Origin of the sequence: Actinomadura nitritigenes, from assembly GCF_017573545.1 — a bacterium.
Lineage (GTDB): Bacteria > Actinomycetota > Actinomycetes > Streptosporangiales > Streptosporangiaceae > Spirillospora > Spirillospora nitritigenes.
On record NZ_JAGEOK010000017.1, the window covers coordinates 154,967 to 170,409 of the forward strand.

The following is a 15,443-nucleotide window of genomic DNA, read 5'->3' on the forward strand; positions in this document are numbered from 1 at the left end:
CGGCCGCCCGCGCCCGCCGGGCCTCCGGCGGGTGCGGGCGGTGGGGCGTCAGCCGTCGGCGGACTCCTCTTCGAGGAGGTCGTCGAACTCGCCGTCCTTGACACCGGCGATGAAGGCGTCCCACTCGGCCTCGGTGAAGTACAGGATGGGGCCGTCGGCGTTCTTCGCGTCGCGCATCACGACGGCGCGGTCACCGAAGTCCTTGTGCTTGACGGGAACGTCCTTGCCATCGATGAACTCGATGATGACCCCATCGCTGAGGATCGGTTCCTGCTCGGTCACTGGCACACCTTCTTCGTCCGCTCCGGTCGCGTCCAGCGTAGTGGGCGGTGCCCGGCCGCACACGGGGAAAGGGGCGGGCGTCCGGGCGGGGAGCGGGCGGGGAGCGGGCGAGGACGCGGTCCGGCGGGCCGGGCGCGGCCTCAGTCGGTGAGGAGGCGGTCGGCGGAGATCTCCAGGCGGGCCTGGATCTCCTCGGCGGTCGCCTGGCCGCGCAGCATCTCGATCATCTCCATCGTCCAGACGGACGACAGCGCCCGGGCGACGATGCGGCGCCGGTCGTCGGCGGGGATGTCGCCGGTCGGGCCGACGGCGGCGCGCAGCATCAGGTTGGTCATCCGGTCGCTGAAGTCGGTCTTGACGTCCGAGAGCAGCAGCGAGCGGATCAGCGCCTCGGCCAGCTCCGGCTCGCGCATGAGCCCCCGCGTGGCGCGCATCAGCACCTCCACGGTGCGCTCGGCGGCGGTGCCGCCGCGCGGCGGGCGGCGCTCGATGCTGCCCTCCAGGAGGTCGATCTCCTCGCTGACGACCGCGACGACCAGGTCCATCTTGGACGGGAAGTAGCGGTAGAGGGTGCCGAGCGCGACGCCGGCGCGCTCGGCGACGGTGCGCATCTGCATCGCCTCGATGCCACCGCGCGAGGCCAGCGCGGCGGCGGCCTGGACGATACGCTTGCGCCGCTGGTGCTGGCTGCGCGAGCGCACGCCCTGCCCCGCGGCCGGGCCCGCCCGCCGGTCCGCCGCGGCGCCGCCCGAAGGCTCGTCCCCGGTCACTGTCGGCTCTGCGGTCACGGTCATCCTCCTCGCGCGGGCGCCCGTTGCGCCGCCGCTCGGCCTCCAGCGTACAGCCCGCGCGAGAACCTGTTATCTGATCGGCCGCGGCGGGTCGGTGATCGAGCGCCCCTCGGATGGTCACCGAACCCTTACTTGCTAGGTGAATCCCCGTTTCCGCGACGGTGATCACGCCGCTGGACACATACTAGAATCTGTTCTACTTTTTCGCCGTGGGCGTCCGTCCGGCCGGCCGCGCCAGGAAGGGAGCGGATGAGTGGACTTCAACCTCGACGAGACCCAGCAGGAGCTGAAGGGGCTCGCGGCGGACCTGCTCGCGCGCGAGGCCGCGCAGGAGCGGCTGGAGGCGTTCGAGAAGAGCGGCGCCCCCTATGACGCCGCCACCTGGAAGGCGTTCGCGCAGGCCGGGCTGCTCGGCGCCGTGCTGCCCGAGGACGCCGGCGGCGCGGGGCTCGGGCCGGTGGAGCTCGCGGTGATCCTGCGCGAGGCGGGCGCGCGGACGGCGCCGATCCCGGCGTACGCGTCGCTGGCGCTGGCGGCCGTCCCGATCGCGAAGCACGGCACCGCGGAGCAGCGCGCGCTGCTCGCGCCGCTGACCGCGGGCGAGACCGTGCTGACCGGCGCCTACCGCGAGGTCGGACCGGCGGGCGAGGTCGCGGCGACGGCCCGCGCGGACGGCGACGGCCACGTCCTGGACGGCGTGAAGACGTTCGTCCCCTACGCCCGGGAGGCGGCGCGGATCCTCGTCCCGGCGCGGGTCGAGGGCGCCGGCATCGGCGTCTTCCTCGTCGAGCCGTCCGCCGCGACGATCACGCCGCAGCACTCCGCGACGACCGAGCCGCTGTCGCGGGTCGCGCTCGACGGCGTCCGCGTCGGCGCCGGCGCGCTCCTCGGCGGGATCGCCGACGGCGCCGCCTGGGACACCCTCCGGCTCTCCGCCGTCGCGGGCGCGGTCGCGCTGTCGTCCGGCGTCATCGAGGGCGCGCTGGAGCTCACCAAGGAGTACACGAGGACCCGCGAGCAGTTCGAGCGGGCGCTCGCGCAGTTCCAGGCCGTCACCATGCAGATCAGCGACGTCTACATCGCCAAGCGGGCGCTGGACGTCGCCGTCTGGGCCGGGGTGTGGCGGCTCGCCGAGGGCGCCGCCGACGCCGAGGAGCTGCTCACCATCGCGGCCTACAACGCGTGCGATCCCGTCGTGAAGGCGCTCTACACGTGCCAGCACCTGCACGGCGGCATCGGCCTCGACATCACCTATCCGCTGCACCGCTACTTCGCCTGGGGCAAGCAGGTCGGGCATCTGCTCGGCGGCGCGGAAGACCGTCTCGACTCGCTCGGCGCGCTCATCGCTCAGGAGGCCTGAATGTTCATCGACCTGACCGGCGAACAGAAGAAGCTCCGCGCCGAGCTGCGCGAGTACTTCGAGAACTGCCTGACCGCGGAGCAGCGCGCCGCGATCAACGCCGACCCGTTCGGCCCCGCCTACCTGGAGCACTGCAAGCGCCTCGGGCGCGACGGGATGCTCGGGGTCGCGCTGCCGAAGGAGTACGGCGGCCGCGGCTTCGGACCCGTCGAGCAGACCATCTTCGCCAACGAGATCGCCCGCGCCGAGGTCACCTACCCGCTCATCACGCTGAACTCCGTCGCGCCGACGATCCTCCAGTACGGCACCGACGCGCACAAGGAGTTCTTCATCCCGCGCATCCTCGCCGGCGAGTGCCACTTCGCGATCGGCTACAGCGAGCCGGGCGCCGGCACCGACCTCGCCGCGCTACGCACCACCGCCGTGAGGGACGGCGACCACTACCTGGTGAACGGCCAGAAGATCTTCACGTCGGGCGCGCAGACCGCCGACTACGTCTGGCTCGCGGCCCGCACGGACCCGTCCGCGAAGAAGCACAAGGGCATCTCGATGCTCATCGTGGACTGCGAGGACCCCGGCTTCTCCTGGACGCCGATCATCACGATGGACGGCGCCCACCACACCAACTCCACCTACTTCCAGGACATCCGCGTCCCGGCGGACATGCTGATCGGCGGGGAGAACAACGGCTGGGACCTGATCGTCAACCAGCTCAACCACGAGCGGGTCACGCTCGGCCCGGCGGGCAACATCGGGCACACCCGCAACCGGTTCGAGCGCTGGGCGCGCGCCACGCCCGGACGCGACGGGCGGCCGCTCATCGAGCAGCCCGCCGTCCGCCGCGCGCTCGCCCACGTGCACGCCTACCTGCGCGTGAACGAGATCCTCAACTGGCAGGTCGCGGCGAACCAGGACCTCGGCTGGCTCGGCGCGGCCGACGCGTCCGCGACGAAGATCTACGCCTCGGAGCGGGTGCAGGAGGTCGGCCGGATCGTCGGGGACGTCCTCGCCCGGTACGGCGACCCGGGCGACCCGGCGACCGCCGAGTTCATGAGGGTGACCGACCGGATGGCCAAGGGGGCGCTCGTCCTCACCTTCGGCGGCGGCGTCAACGAGATCCAGCGCGAGCTGATCGCGATGATCGGTCTCGGGCTGCCCCGCGCGCCGCGCTGACCCGGGCGTCCACGAAGCGAGGAGACCCGTGCACGACGAACTCATGGCGCTCGCCGGCCGGCTGGCCGCCGCCGGCGAGCGCCCTCCGCTGCCCTGCCCCGACCCGGTGAACGCCGCGATGATCCGCAACTGGACCCAGGCCCTCGGCGACGCCGGGACCTGGGACGACGTCGCGCCGCCCGCGATGATCCAGGTGTGGTCGATGCCCGGCCTGGTCCGCCGGCCGGACCAGAGGGGGGCCGCGGACGAGGTGCTGGCGACGCTGGACGCCGCGGGCTACACCGGCATCGTCGCGACCAACTGCGACCAGACCTACGACCGCTACGTGAAGGTCGGCGAGCAGCTGCGGACGCGGATGCGGTTCGGCGGCGTCACCGGCCCGAAGCGGACCGCGATGGGCGAGGGCTACTTCGTCACCTGGTACCAGTCCTGGTACGACGGGAACGACGAGCGCGTCGCCGAGATGCTGTTCCGGGTGCTGAAGTTCAGGCCGGGCCCGCGCCCGCCCGCCGCCAGCGCGAGCGGCACCGGCGGGAAGTACCCGCTGCGGCCCTCGATCGGCAAGGACACCGCGTTCTTCTGGGACGGCGTGAACGCCGGTGAGCTGCGCATCCAGCGCTGCGCGGACTGCGGCGCGCTCCGCCACCCGCCCGGCCCGATGTGCCCGGAGTGCCATTCGCCGAACCGCGACCACGTCGTGGCGAGCGGGCGCGGCGAGGTGCACAGCTACGTCGTCCACCACCACCCGCCCGTCCCCGGCCGGACGCCCCCGTACGCCGTGGCGGTCGTGCAGCTGGAGGAGGGCGTCCGGATCGTCGGGAACGTCAACGGCTGCCCGCCGGACGAGGTGCGGATCGGCATGCCCGTCCGGCTGGTGTTCGAGCGGATGGACGACGAGCTCGTCCTCCCGCAGTGGACCCCGGTGGACGCCCCGCCGCCCCCGCCGCCCGCGGCGACGGCCGCGGAGCCGGTGGAGGCGGAGCCCGCGTCCGGCGGCCTGGAGATCGAGCTGACCCCGACGTTCATCATCTCCACGGCGATCGCGACGCGCGACTTCATGCCCGTCCACCACGACCCTGCGCAGGCGCGCGCCCAGGGCTCGCAGGACATCTTCGTCAACATCCTGACCAGCATCGGGCTCGTCCAGCGGTACGCGCTGGAGACCGTCCGGGACGCGACGCTGGAGAGCATCGAGGTGCGCCTCGGCGCCCCCGCCTACGCCGGCGACACGCTCACGCTGACCGCCGACCGCGTCGACGACCGCACCCTCCGCGTCCGCGGCGCGGTGAGCATCGGCGACCACCTCACCGCCACGGTCCGCTTCCGTGCCGTCGGAGGGGAGACGACCCCCCACACCGCCCGTGCCGGCTCCGCCGGAATCGAGGAGGCCGGATGACCCTGTCAGGGAAGGCGGCGATCGCCGGGATCGGCGCGACCGAGTTCTCCAAGGAGTCGGGCCGCTCGGAGCTGCGGCTCGCCGCCGAGGCGTGCCTCGCCGCGATCGAGGACGCCGGGCTGACCCCCGCCGACGTCGACGGCCTGGTCACCTACACCGCCGACGCCAACTCCGAGATCGCCGTCCAGCGCGAGCTGGGCATCCCCGCGCTGCGGTTCTTCTCCCGCGTCGACTACGGCGGCGGCGCGGCCTGCGGCACCGTCGCGCACGCCGCGATGGCCGTCGCGACCGGCCAGGCGGAGGCGGTGCTGTGCTACCGCGCGTTCAACGAGCGCTCCGGCCACCGCTTCGGCCAGGCCGCCCCGTCCGGCCGCGTCGACGCGACCGGCCTGGAGTTCTCCTGGCACCTGCCGTTCGGCTTCGCGACCCCGGCCGCCTGGGTCGCGATGCAGGCCCGCCGCTACATGCACGACTACGGCGCGACCAGCGAGGACTTCGGCCGCGTCGCGGTGGCGATGCGCCGCCACGCGGCCACGAACCCGGCCGCCTGGTTCCACGGCCGCCCGATCACGCTGGAGGAGCACCAGGCGTCCCGCTGGATCGTCGACCCCCTGCACCTGCTGGACTGCTGCCAGGAGTCCGACGGCGGCGTCGCGGTGCTCGTCACGTCCCTGGACCGGGCCCGCGACCTGCGGCACCCGCCCGCCGTCATCGCCGCGGCGGCCCAGGGGACGGGCCCGGACCAGATGATGATGTTCGGCTACTACACCGGCGACCTGTCGGCGCTGCCCGCGATGGGCACCGTCGGCGAAACCCTCTGGGCGCAGTCGGGGCTGACCCCCGATGACGTCCAGACCGCAATCCTCTATGATCATTTCACCCCGTTCGTCCTGGTTCAGCTGGAGGAGCTCGGCTTCTGCGGCCGCGGCCAGGCGAAGGACTACATCAAGGACGGTGGCATTGAGCTCGGCGGCAGGCTTCCGGTCAACCCCAACGGGGGTCAGCTGGGTGAGGCGTACATCCACGGCATGAACGGCATCGCCGAGGCCGTCCGCCAGGTGCGGGGGGCCGCGGTGAACCAGGTCCCGGACGTCCGCAACGTCCTGGTCACCGCCGGGACCGGCGTGCCCACCAGCGGCCTGGTCCTCAGCGCCGCGAACTAGCGTGCGGCTGACGAGGGAGGAGACCAAGGAGCGCAACCGGCGGGCCCTGCTCGACGCCGCGCTCCGGACCGTCTCCCGGGACGGCTACCAGGCCAGGCTCGAGGACATCGCCGAGCGGGCCGGCCTCACCACCGGCGCGATCTACTCGCTGTTCGGCAGCAAGGACGGCCTGCTCACCGAGCTGGTCACCGGCTACCTGCGCCCGCACCGCGCGGAGATCGAGCGCGCCGTGCCCGCCGGCCTGCCCCTGCTGGAGGCGGTCGACGCCTTCGCCCGGCACTACCGGCGCACCTGCGACGGGCCGGGCGCGCGGTCGGGCCTGTCCCTCCAGCTCGGCCTGGTGGACATGGCCCTGCGCGCCCCCGACCCGGGCCGCCGGCTCGCGCCGCTCTTCCGGACCCACGAGGAGCAGCTCGTCGCGCTGTTCACGGGGCGGGCGCACGACGGCGGGACCGTCACGGCGGAGCAGGCGAAGCGGCTCGCCGTCGCGCTCGGCGCCCTGCTGCTCGGCCTCGGCCAGGGCGTCGTCCTCGGTCTCGCCCCGGACGCCGGCGAGCAGTACTTCGCCGACGCCGCCGTCGCGCTGGTGTCCGGCGGGTCCCTCCTCGGGGCGGCGCGGTGAGCGGGCGCTAGAGGCGGGTCGCGACGTCCACCAGGCCGGCGACGGCCAGGGACCGGCTGTGGGGCGGCCATGCGATCAGCGTCGTCACCCGGGGCGCGTCCACCACCGGGACGGCGGCGAGGCGGTCGCCCAGCTGGGGCCGGCACGACTCCGGCAGCACCGCCGAGGCCCGGCCGAGCGCGATCAGCTGGAGCAGCTGCGCGTGGTCGCGGACCCGCAGGCCCGGGCCGTCGGGGTACGTGCCGTCCGACCGCGGCCAGCGCGGCAGCGGCAGGCCGGGCAGCTCGGCGACGTCGGCGGTCCGCAGCTGCGACCTGGTGGTGAGGGGGTGCCCGGCCGGCAGGACCGCGACCTGCCCCTCGGCGTACAGCTCCTCGGTGTCGAGCCCGGTCGTCGAATCGAACGGCGTGTGCAGCAGCGCCACGTCGGCGCGTCCGTCGCGCAGCAGCCGCTCCTGCTCGCCGGGCCCGCACAGGACGACGTCGACGGCCGCCGCGCCGGGTTCGGCGGCGTACGCGTCGAGCAGCTTCGCCAGCAGCTCGCCGGACGCCCCCGCCTTGGTGACGAGGACCAGCGCGGGCCGCCCGGCCGCGGCGGCGGCGCGGCGGGTGCGGCGGTCGGCGGCCTCGATCGCGTCGAGGGCCGCCCGGCCCTCGCGCAGCAGCACCGCCCCGGCCCCGGTCAGCGCGATGGTGCGGTTGGTGCGGTCCAGCAGCGTGGCCCCGAGGCGCCGCTCGAGCCGCTGGATCGCCCGCGACAGCGGCGGCTGGGCGATCCCGAGCCGCTCGGCGGCCCGCCCGAAGTGAAGTTCCTCGGCGACGGCGACGAAGTACCGCAGCTCCCGCGTCTCCATGCCGCCACGGTACCCGCCAGGACGGCCCCGGCCGCCTCCTGACCTCGGTGCGATACCGCTGGGGTATCGCACCCCACCCAGACGGTGTTGGAGGCCCGCCCGCCCGGCGGTCAGGATCGTGGCATGACCGAAACGAAGACCGCGCTGGTCACCGGCGCGAACAAGGGGATCGGGTACGAGATCGCGGCCGGCCTGGGCGCGCTCGGCTGGAGCGTCGGCGTGGGCGCCCGGGACGCGGAGCGCGGTGAGGCCGCCGTCGCGAAGCTGCGCGCCGCGGGCGTCGACGCGTTCGGCGTGCCGATCGACGTGACCGACGACGCGAGCGTCACCGCGGCCGCCGAGCTGCTGGGGGAGCGCGACGGCGGCCTTGACGTCCTCGTCAACAACGCCGCCATCACGGGCGGGATGCCGCAGGAGCCCACCCGGGTCGACCCCGCGACCGTGCGGACGGTCGTGGAGACCAACGTGCTCGGCGTCATCCGCGTCACCAACGCGATGCTGCCGCTGCTGCGCCGCTCGCCGTCCCCCCGGATCGTGAACATGTCCAGCACCGTCGGGTCCCTCACCCGGCAGACGACCCCCGGCGCCCAGACGGGCCCGATCTCCGCCGCCTACGCGACGTCGAAGACGTTCCTCAACGCCGTCACCGTCCAGTACGCCAAGGAGCTGGCCGACACGGACATCCTCATCAACGCCGGCTGCCCGGGCTTCTGCGCGACCGACCTCAACGGGTTCCGCGGCGTCCGCACCCCCGAGCAGGGCGCGGCGATCGCGATCCACCTCGCGACCCTCCCCGACGGCGGCCCCACCGGCACCTTCCACGACGACGACGGCCCGGTGCCCTGGTAAACCACGGCGCCGGGGCGGCGGCGCGCTGCTGTGAGCGGATCCGCCGTGGGCAGCGCGGGCTGTGACCAGGGCGCACGCTGGCGCAGGGTGAAGGCATGAGCGAGGAACAGAAGACCCCTTTGTTCAACGAACGCGTGCGGCGCGAGCTGTACGCGCAGCGCGTCCTCGTGCTGGACGGCGTGCTCGACGACGACAACGGCACGCTGCTGGCGACGCAGCTGATCACCCTGGCGGGGGAGGATCCGTCGGCCGACATCGCGCTGTGGATCCATTCCCCCGGCGGCTCGGTGCCGTCGATGCTCGCGATCCGCGACGTCATGCGGCTCATCCCGTGCGACGTCGCCACGGTGGTGCTCGGCATCGCCTACAGCGCCGGGCAGTTCCTGCTGTCGTCCGGAACGCCCGGCAAGCGCCGCGCGATGCCGCACGCCCGGGTGCTGATGCACCAGGGGTCCGCCGGCATCGGCGGCGCCGCCGTCGACATCGAGCTGCAGGCCAACGACCTGCGCCACACCCGCGACACCGTGCTCGGGCTCATCGCCGAGGACACGGGCCAGCCCCTCGAGCGGGTCTTCGAGGACTCGCTGCACGATCGCTGGTACACGGCGCGGGAGGCGCTCGAGTACGGCTTCATCGACGCGATCGTCGACGCCTACGACGAGCTGGTGCCGCCCCGCCGCCGCCCCGTCGGGCTCGGCGCCCCGTCCGGAGGAGCCGACCGATGAGCACCTACACGATCCCGAACGTCATCGCGCGGGACTCGCGCGGTGAACGGATCATGGACGTCTACTCGCACCTGCTGACGGAGCGGATCATCTATCTCGGCACCGCCATCGACGCCGGGGTTGCGAACGCGCTCGTCGCGCAGCTGCTCCACCTGGAGGCGGACAGCCCGGAAGCCGACATCCAGCTGTACATCAACTGCGAGGGCGGAGACCCGAGCGCGATGCTGGCGGTGTACGACACGCTCCGCTACATCCGCCCGCAGGTCGCGACGACGTGCGTGGGGCAGGCCGTCGCGGTCGGCGCGGTGCTCCTCGCCGCGGGCGCCCCCGGCAAGCGCGCGGCGCTGCCGCACACCCGCGTCGTCCTGCACCAGCCGATGGGGCAGGGGCGCGGAGCGATCCCGGACCTCATCCTCCAGGCGGACGAGGTCGTCCGGGTCCGCGCGGACATCGAGCAGATCCTCTCCCGGCACACCGGGCAGGAGACCGCGACGCTGCGCGCCGACACCGACCGGGACCGCGTGTTCACCGCGAAGGCGGCGCGGGAGTACGGCCTCATCGACCACGTGATCGAGGAACGGCAGCCGGAGCCCCTGTAGGGCCGTGCGGCCCCGGAGCCGTGCGTTCCGGGGCCGTGCCCGTCCGGGTCAGGCGGCCAGGGCGTAGGCGACCTGGCAGGTCGGGCCGGCCGGCGCGGCGGCCGGTGCGGCCAGGAGGCTCGACGCGACCGCGAGCGTGAGGTCGGCGAGCGTCACGTCCAGGGCGCCGGCGACCGCGGCGATCATCTCGCTCGACGGCTCCTTGACGCCGCGCTCCATCTCGGAGAGGTACTGCGGGGACACCCCGGCGCGGCGCGCGGTCTCCGTCAGGATCTCGCCGCGCTCGACGCGCAGGCGCCGCAGGCACCGGCCGAGCGCGTCGCGCCACAGCGGCTCGGCCGGCCGGCGCGTCGCGGTCGGCCCGTGCGGCGTCTCGTCGGCGGGCATGAGCGGGCGGGTGATCTCGGCCATGCCCACAAAATAACCCGGCGGCGCGACCGGGCACCACGCGTTCCGCCCACCGCAGAACGCGCCGCCCGCCCCGCCTTCAGGACGGCACGCTTCTCGGCCGTTCCGTGCAGGCGGGGCGGCATTCGCCGAGCCTCCTGCGGGTCGGTCGTGTCGAGCATGAGGAGGAGCACGGGACTCCACCGCCGGACAGGGGCTGCGCGTCGCGTCTGAAGACGCCGAGCCGCTCGTCGTCTGGTGCGGGTCAGCGGCGGCCCGGGGTGGTGGGGTGCTTGGTCTCGGCGCCGTGGGCGAAGCCGCCGGCGTCGTCCGCGGTGCGGACCGGGGACGGCTGGGCGGACAGCCTGGGCAGGACGCGGCGCAGGTCGGCGAGCAGCAGGTCGGCGAGGTCGTGGCTGAAGCCGTTGCGGACGACGACGCGCAGCACGGCGAGGTCCTCGCGGTTCTTCGGGAAGGTGTAGGCGGGGACGAGCCAGCCGTGCTCGCGCAGCGCCGCGGAGACGTCGAAGACGTTGAAGCCCGCGCCCTCGTGCATGCGGAACGCGAACACCGGGATGTCGGAGCCGTAGGTGAGCAGCTCGAACGGGCCGAGCCCGGCGATCTCGGCGGCGAGCCGGGTCGCGACGTCGCGGCAGGTCTGCTGGACGCGGCGGTAGCCCTCGAACCCGAGCCGCAGGAAGTTGTAGTACTGCGCGACGACCTGGGCGCCGGGGCGGGAGAAGTTCAGCGCGAAGGTCGGCATGTCGCCGCCCAGGTAGTTGACGTGGAAGACGAGGTCGCCCGGCAGGGCGCCGCCGTCGCGCCACAGCGCCCAGCCGACGCCCGGCATGACCAGGCCGTACTTGTGCCCGGACGTGTTGATCGACGCGACGCGGGGCAGCCGGAAGTCCCACGGCAGGTCCGGGTCGAGGAACGGGGCGATCATGGCCCCGGACGCCCCGTCCACGTGGACGGGGACGTCGAGGCCGGTGCGCTCCTGGAGGTCGTCGAGCGCGGCGCAGATGTCGGCGACGGGCTCGTAGCTGCCGTCGAAGGTGGAGCCGAGGACGGCGACGACGCCGATGGTGTTCTCGTCGCACAGCTCGACGGCCTCCCGGGCGCCGAGGTGGTAGCGGTCGCCCTCCATCGGCACGTAGCGGGGCTCGACCTCGAAGTAGTCGGCGAACTTCTCCCAGCAGATCTGGACGTTGACGCCCATCACGATGTTGGGCCGGCCCTTCAGGCCCTTCCGCTGCCAGCGGCGCTTCAGGGCGAGGCCGCCGAGCATCGCCGCCTCGCTGGACCCGGTCGTGGAGCAGCCGACGGCGTGCCCGGGGTCGGGAGCGTTCCAGAGCCGGGCGAGCATGTGGACACAGCGCGTCTCGAGCTCCGCGGTCTGCGGGTACTCGTCCTTGTCGATCATGTTCTTCTCGGCGCACTCGGCCATCAGCAGCCGCGCCTCGGGCTCGGCCCAGGTCGAGACGAACGTGGCGAGGTTCAGCCGGGCGTTGCCGTCCAGCATCAGCTCGTCGTGGACGAGCTGGTAGGCGGTGGCGGGCTCCATCTCGCCGCGCGGCAGCGCGTACCGGGGCACCTCGACGGGCTCCCGGCTGAAGATCGGGTTGACCTCCAGGTCCCGGTCGCCGCGGCCGTCGTGCCGGGGATGCTTCAGCGCCATGGTCGCGTCCTCTCGAGGCCGTCGCCGGGCCCGTCCTCAGGCCGTCGCCGGCCGTCCTCGGGGAGGCGGTACCCGCCCGTCCCGGGACCACACCGGGACGGGACGCGGGCGGCGCGGGCCCGGCCTAGGAGTTGAGGCCCTGTTCGAGGATGGCGAACGCCTGGTCGATGGTCTCCGACAGCGAGCCGAAGGCGTCCCCGTGCCGGCGGGCGACGTCGGAGGCGGCCTGGAAACCGCAGGTGGCGGAGGCCGCGATCACGTGCGGGCGCAGGTCGGTGGCGGGGTCGGTGCCCATCCGCTCGGCGATGATCCGGGTGAGCAGCTGCTGCTTCTTCTGCGCGTGCTCCAGGCTGCCCGCCAGCAGGGTCGGGCTGTCGCTCATCATGCCGAGCAGGCACTGGAAGCGGTCGGGGTCGAAGCCCAGCTCGCCGCGCTCGCAGGCGCGGGCGATCTCCACCACGGTGCGGCGCAGCGCGGTCATGATCGGCTCGTCCGGGGGGCGCTCGGCCAGCGCCGCCATGACGGCGCGGGTCTGCTCCTCCTGGAAGGTGAGCGCGACGTCCTCTTTCGAGGCGAAGTAGCGGAAGAACGTGCGGGACGAGACGTCCACGGCGTCGGCGATCTCCTCGACGGTGGTCGCGTCGAACCCCTTCTCGGCGAAGAGGGTGAACGCGGCGTCGACGAGCGCCTCACGGGTGCGCTGCTTCTTGCGTTCGCGCCGGCCCGGGGGCTGGGATCCGGGACCCGTGGGGGCGGTGCCCTGGCGGGTCTCGGGGGCGGTCGCGGTCATGTGCGAAGTGTAACGACGCGCGGACCCGACGCCAAGTGACGGTGGACGAATCTTGTCGTGATCTGAATCATGTCCTTTGATGACGCGAGGCATTTGACGACAACTGTCAGCTCATGACAGTTTAGGACCCTCAACATCGCTACGGAGGCTCCGCCCATGTCCCAGACCCGAGGCGCCGAGGTGCTCGACCCCGGCGCGTCCCGCCCGTCCGCGCCGCGCAGCCAGGCGCGCGGACGACCCGCCCGCCGCGGCCACGGGCATCCCTGGCTCACCCTCGTCGCCGTCGCCCTCGGCGTGATGATGGTCGGCCTGGACGCCACCGTCGTCTCCATCGCCAACCCGGCGATCGCCAAGGACCTCGGCGCGTCCCTGTCCGGCCTCCAGTGGGTGACCAACGCCTACCTGCTGGCCCTCGCCGTCACGCTGATCCCGGCCGGCAAGATCGCCGACCGGTTCGGCCGCAAGCGGACGTTCCTCGCCGGCGTCGTCGGGTTCGCCGTCGCCTCGCTCGCCATCGGGCTGTCCGGCGGGCTCGGCATGGTGATCTTCTGGCGGGTCGTGCAGGGCTTCGCGGGGGCGCTCCTGCAGCCCGCGAGCCTCGCCATCCTGCGCAACACCTTCCCCGCCGAGAGGCTCAACGCCGCCATCGGCATCTGGGGCTCCACCGTCGGCATCTCCATCGCGGGCGGCCCGATCGTCGCCGGCCTGCTGGTCGAGAACGTGAACTGGGAGTCGGTGTTCTTCCTCAACGCGCCGCTCGGCCTGGTCGCGCTGCTGGTCGGCCTCTGGGTGATCCGCGAGTCCAAGGACGAGGAGGCCGCCGGCTCGTTCGACGTGCCCGGCGTCGCGCTGCTCACCGGCGCGCTGTTCGCGCTGGTCTGGGGCCTCATCAAGGCCGGCGAGCACGGGTTCGGGCACGCCACGCCGCTGGTGTCGTTCGCCGCGTCCGTCGTGCTGTTCGCCGCGTTCGTGTGGAACGAGCTGCGCGTCGAGCGCCCGCTGCTGCCGCTGTCGCTGTTCCGCTCGGTGTCGCTGTCGGCGGCGACCGGGCTGATCGTCCTCGGCTTCTTCGGGATGTTCGGGACGATCTTCTTCATCACCCTCTACCTGCAGCAGGTGCACGGGATGAGCCCGGTGGAGGCGGGCGTGCGGATGCTGCCGATGACCGGGATCTTCATCGTCGCCTCCCCGATCGCGGGCGCGCTCACCAACCGGTTCGGGCCGCGGCTGCCGCTCGCCCTCGGCATGGCGTTCACCGCGACCGCGCTGTTCGGCCTGTCCCGCGTCGGCGTGGACGCCCCGTACGTGCAGCTGTGGCCGTGGTTCGTGCTGGTCGGCCTGGCGTTCGGGATGGTCATCGTCGCCGGCACCGAGGCCATCGTCGGCAACGCCCCGGCGCACCTCGCCGGCGTCGCCGGCGGCCTCCAGCAGACCGCGTCGCAGCTCGGCGGCGTCCTCGGCACCTCCGTGCTCGGCGTGCTGCTGTCCACGAAGGTCGGGGACGTGCTGGTCGGCCGGCTCACCGAGTCCGGCGTCCCCGGCGCCGCCGCGCAGCGGCTGTCGGGCACCGGCGGGCTGGTCGCCCAGGGCGTCGCGCCCGTCCCGCCCGGGACGCCCGAGCCCGCCGCGAAGGCCATCACCAACGGCAGCCATCTGGCGTTCATGGACGGCTTCCAGACCTCGCTGACGGTCGCCGGTGCGGTCGCCGTCGTCGCGGTGCTCGCGGCGCTGCTCGTCCGCCGCGGCACCAGCCCCGTGGACGGCGCCGCCGCCGTCTGACCCCCGCCCATGACCCGCGGTGCGCCGTCCCACCCGCCGCCAGGGACGGCGCACCGCGTCGCCGCACCGGACCCGACCGCCGAACCCCGCCGCCGGACCCGGCATCGAACCCGGAGTCCGGCGCGGCCGTACCCGTGGGCAGGGAGGCACCGTGGAGAAGCCGTCGTTTTCCTGTGAGTGTCGGGGGTATCGGGCCCCCGACACCTCTGGAGCACCTAGGCTTGCCGGGATGATGGGCGGTTTCATCAAGCGGTACCCGATGCCGCTGACGTTCCTGGGCCTGTTCGCGACGGTGTGGCTGGTGCAGGTCTTCCTGCTGCCGCCCGCGGCCCAGCGGACCGTCGTGGCGTGGACCAGCACCAACCTGGCCAACCTCTCGGTCGACCCGGTCGGCACGATGGTCGCCTCGGCGTTCGTCGCCGAGGGGTCGCAGGGCGCGCTGCTGGTCGTCGCGGTGCTCGGGCTGTTCCCCATCGTGCGGCGGTTCGGCAACGGCAGCGCGATCGTGCTGGTCGCGGTCTCGCACGTCACCGGCACGCTGATCAGCCAGGGCATCGCGTTCGTGCGGCTGGAGGCCGGCCTGCTCTCGGACTCCGTCCGGACGATCTCCGACGTCGGCCCGTCCTACGTGCTGTGCGCGGCGCTCGTCGCCGCGATCCTCTACGGGCACGGCCGGATCCGCCGGCTGCTCGCCTTCGCCGCCTGGGTCGCGCTCCTGCCCTTCCTGTTCGAGGGCCTGCCCTCGCTGGAGGTCGCCGCCGTCGGGCACCTCGTGGCCATGATCAGCGGCGCGCTGATCGGCGGCGTGCTGCTGCTCCGCGAACGGGGCCGGGCGACCGGCGCGACGCCCGTCGCCGACGCCATCGGGGCGGCCGAGGCCAGGGCCGCGCAGGCCGTGCACGGCGTGCAGGACTCCCTCAAGCCCGGCCCCGCTCCCTCCGAAGCCTGACGCGCCCGCTCCGAAGCCTGACGCGCCCGCTCCGGAACCCGGCGCGC

16 protein-coding genes are annotated in these 15,443 nt (G+C 73.5%); 10 read left to right on the forward strand and 6 right to left on the reverse strand.

Annotated features, from left to right (window positions below):
- Positions 1-48 precede the first annotated feature (48 nt).
- Complete coding sequence (locus J4557_RS26585) at positions 49-282, reverse strand: DUF397 domain-containing protein (protein ID WP_208269450.1); 234 nt, start codon at positions 280-282, stop codon at positions 49-51.
- A gap of 140 nt (positions 283-422) precedes the next feature.
- Positions 423-1,070 carry a TetR family transcriptional regulator gene (locus J4557_RS26590; protein WP_372442530.1) on the reverse strand — a complete coding sequence of 216 codons (648 nt, stop codon included), beginning with the start codon at positions 1,068-1,070 and terminating at the stop codon, positions 423-425.
- Positions 1,071-1,326: 256 nt separating this feature from the next.
- Here J4557_RS26590 and J4557_RS26595 point away from each other — a divergent pair, with 256 nt between their 5' ends.
- Genes J4557_RS26595 through J4557_RS26615 form a run of 5 tightly spaced genes read left to right on the forward strand, consistent with a single transcriptional unit; the run spans position 1,327 to position 6,787 of the window.
- The gene (locus J4557_RS26595; protein WP_208269452.1) at positions 1,327-2,433 is read left to right on the forward strand and encodes an acyl-CoA dehydrogenase family protein; all 1,107 of its coding nucleotides are present in this window, start codon (positions 1,327-1,329) and stop codon (positions 2,431-2,433) included.
- Positions 2,434-3,606: an acyl-CoA dehydrogenase family protein gene (locus tag J4557_RS26600; protein WP_208269453.1), complete on the forward strand. Its 1,173-nt coding sequence runs from the start codon at positions 2,434-2,436 to the stop codon at positions 3,604-3,606. It begins immediately after the preceding gene.
- A 28-nt stretch (positions 3,607-3,634) separates the two neighbouring features.
- Positions 3,635-5,002, forward strand: coding sequence for an OB-fold domain-containing protein (locus tag J4557_RS26605; protein ID WP_307800224.1), 1,368 nt, complete (start codon positions 3,635-3,637; stop codon positions 5,000-5,002).
- Positions 4,999-6,165: a lipid-transfer protein gene (locus tag J4557_RS26610; protein WP_208269454.1), complete on the forward strand. Its 1,167-nt coding sequence runs from the start codon at positions 4,999-5,001 to the stop codon at positions 6,163-6,165. Before J4557_RS26605 ends, J4557_RS26610 begins: the two co-directional genes overlap by 4 nt.
- 1 nt (position 6,166) lies before the next feature.
- Complete coding sequence (locus J4557_RS26615) at positions 6,167-6,787, forward strand: TetR/AcrR family transcriptional regulator (RefSeq protein WP_307800225.1); 621 nt, start codon at positions 6,167-6,169, stop codon at positions 6,785-6,787.
- A 7-nt stretch (positions 6,788-6,794) separates the two neighbouring features.
- On the opposite strand, the gene J4557_RS26620 is transcribed toward J4557_RS26615, so the two are convergent.
- Entirely contained in the window at positions 6,795-7,640 is an 846-nt protein-coding gene (locus J4557_RS26620; protein ID WP_208269455.1) for a LysR family transcriptional regulator, read from the reverse strand.
- Positions 7,641-7,763: 123 nt separating this feature from the next.
- On the opposite strand from J4557_RS26620, the gene J4557_RS26625 reads away from it, so the two are divergent.
- From J4557_RS26625 to J4557_RS26635, 3 genes are all read left to right on the forward strand, one after another.
- Positions 7,764-8,489, forward strand: coding sequence for an SDR family oxidoreductase (locus J4557_RS26625; protein WP_208269456.1), 726 nt, complete (start codon positions 7,764-7,766; stop codon positions 8,487-8,489).
- 95 nt (positions 8,490-8,584) lie between these two features.
- Positions 8,585-9,214, forward strand: coding sequence for a ClpP family protease (locus J4557_RS26630; protein WP_208269457.1), 630 nt, complete (start codon positions 8,585-8,587; stop codon positions 9,212-9,214).
- Complete coding sequence (locus J4557_RS26635; protein WP_208269458.1) at positions 9,211-9,813, forward strand: ClpP family protease; 603 nt, start codon at positions 9,211-9,213, stop codon at positions 9,811-9,813. The genes J4557_RS26630 and J4557_RS26635 overlap by 4 nt, the downstream gene beginning before the upstream one ends.
- Before the next feature lie 48 nt (positions 9,814-9,861).
- On the opposite strand, the gene J4557_RS26640 is transcribed toward J4557_RS26635, so the two are convergent.
- The 3 genes from J4557_RS26640 to J4557_RS26650 all read right to left on the reverse strand — a co-directional run bounded on the left by J4557_RS26640 (position 9,862) and on the right by J4557_RS26650 (position 12,668).
- On the reverse strand, positions 9,862-10,224 hold the full coding sequence (locus tag J4557_RS26640) for a helix-turn-helix domain-containing protein (protein WP_243776377.1): 363 nt from the start codon (positions 10,222-10,224) through the stop codon (positions 9,862-9,864).
- A 241-nt stretch (positions 10,225-10,465) separates the two neighbouring features.
- Positions 10,466-11,878: a glutamate decarboxylase gene (gad, locus tag J4557_RS26645; protein ID WP_208269459.1), complete on the reverse strand. Its 1,413-nt coding sequence runs from the start codon at positions 11,876-11,878 to the stop codon at positions 10,466-10,468.
- 124 nt (positions 11,879-12,002) lie between these two features.
- Complete coding sequence (locus tag J4557_RS26650) at positions 12,003-12,668, reverse strand: TetR family transcriptional regulator (protein ID WP_208269460.1); 666 nt, start codon at positions 12,666-12,668, stop codon at positions 12,003-12,005.
- Between the two features lie 156 nt (positions 12,669-12,824).
- Between J4557_RS26650 and J4557_RS26655 the strand changes: the two genes are divergently transcribed.
- On the forward strand, positions 12,825-14,447 hold the full coding sequence (locus tag J4557_RS26655; protein ID WP_208269461.1) for an MFS transporter: 1,623 nt from the start codon (positions 12,825-12,827) through the stop codon (positions 14,445-14,447).
- 229 nt (positions 14,448-14,676) lie between these two features.
- Positions 14,677-15,396 carry a rhomboid-like protein gene (locus J4557_RS26660; RefSeq protein ID WP_208269462.1) on the forward strand — a complete coding sequence of 240 codons (720 nt, stop codon included), beginning with the start codon at positions 14,677-14,679 and terminating at the stop codon, positions 15,394-15,396.
- The last annotated feature ends 47 nt before the right edge of the window (positions 15,397-15,443 follow it).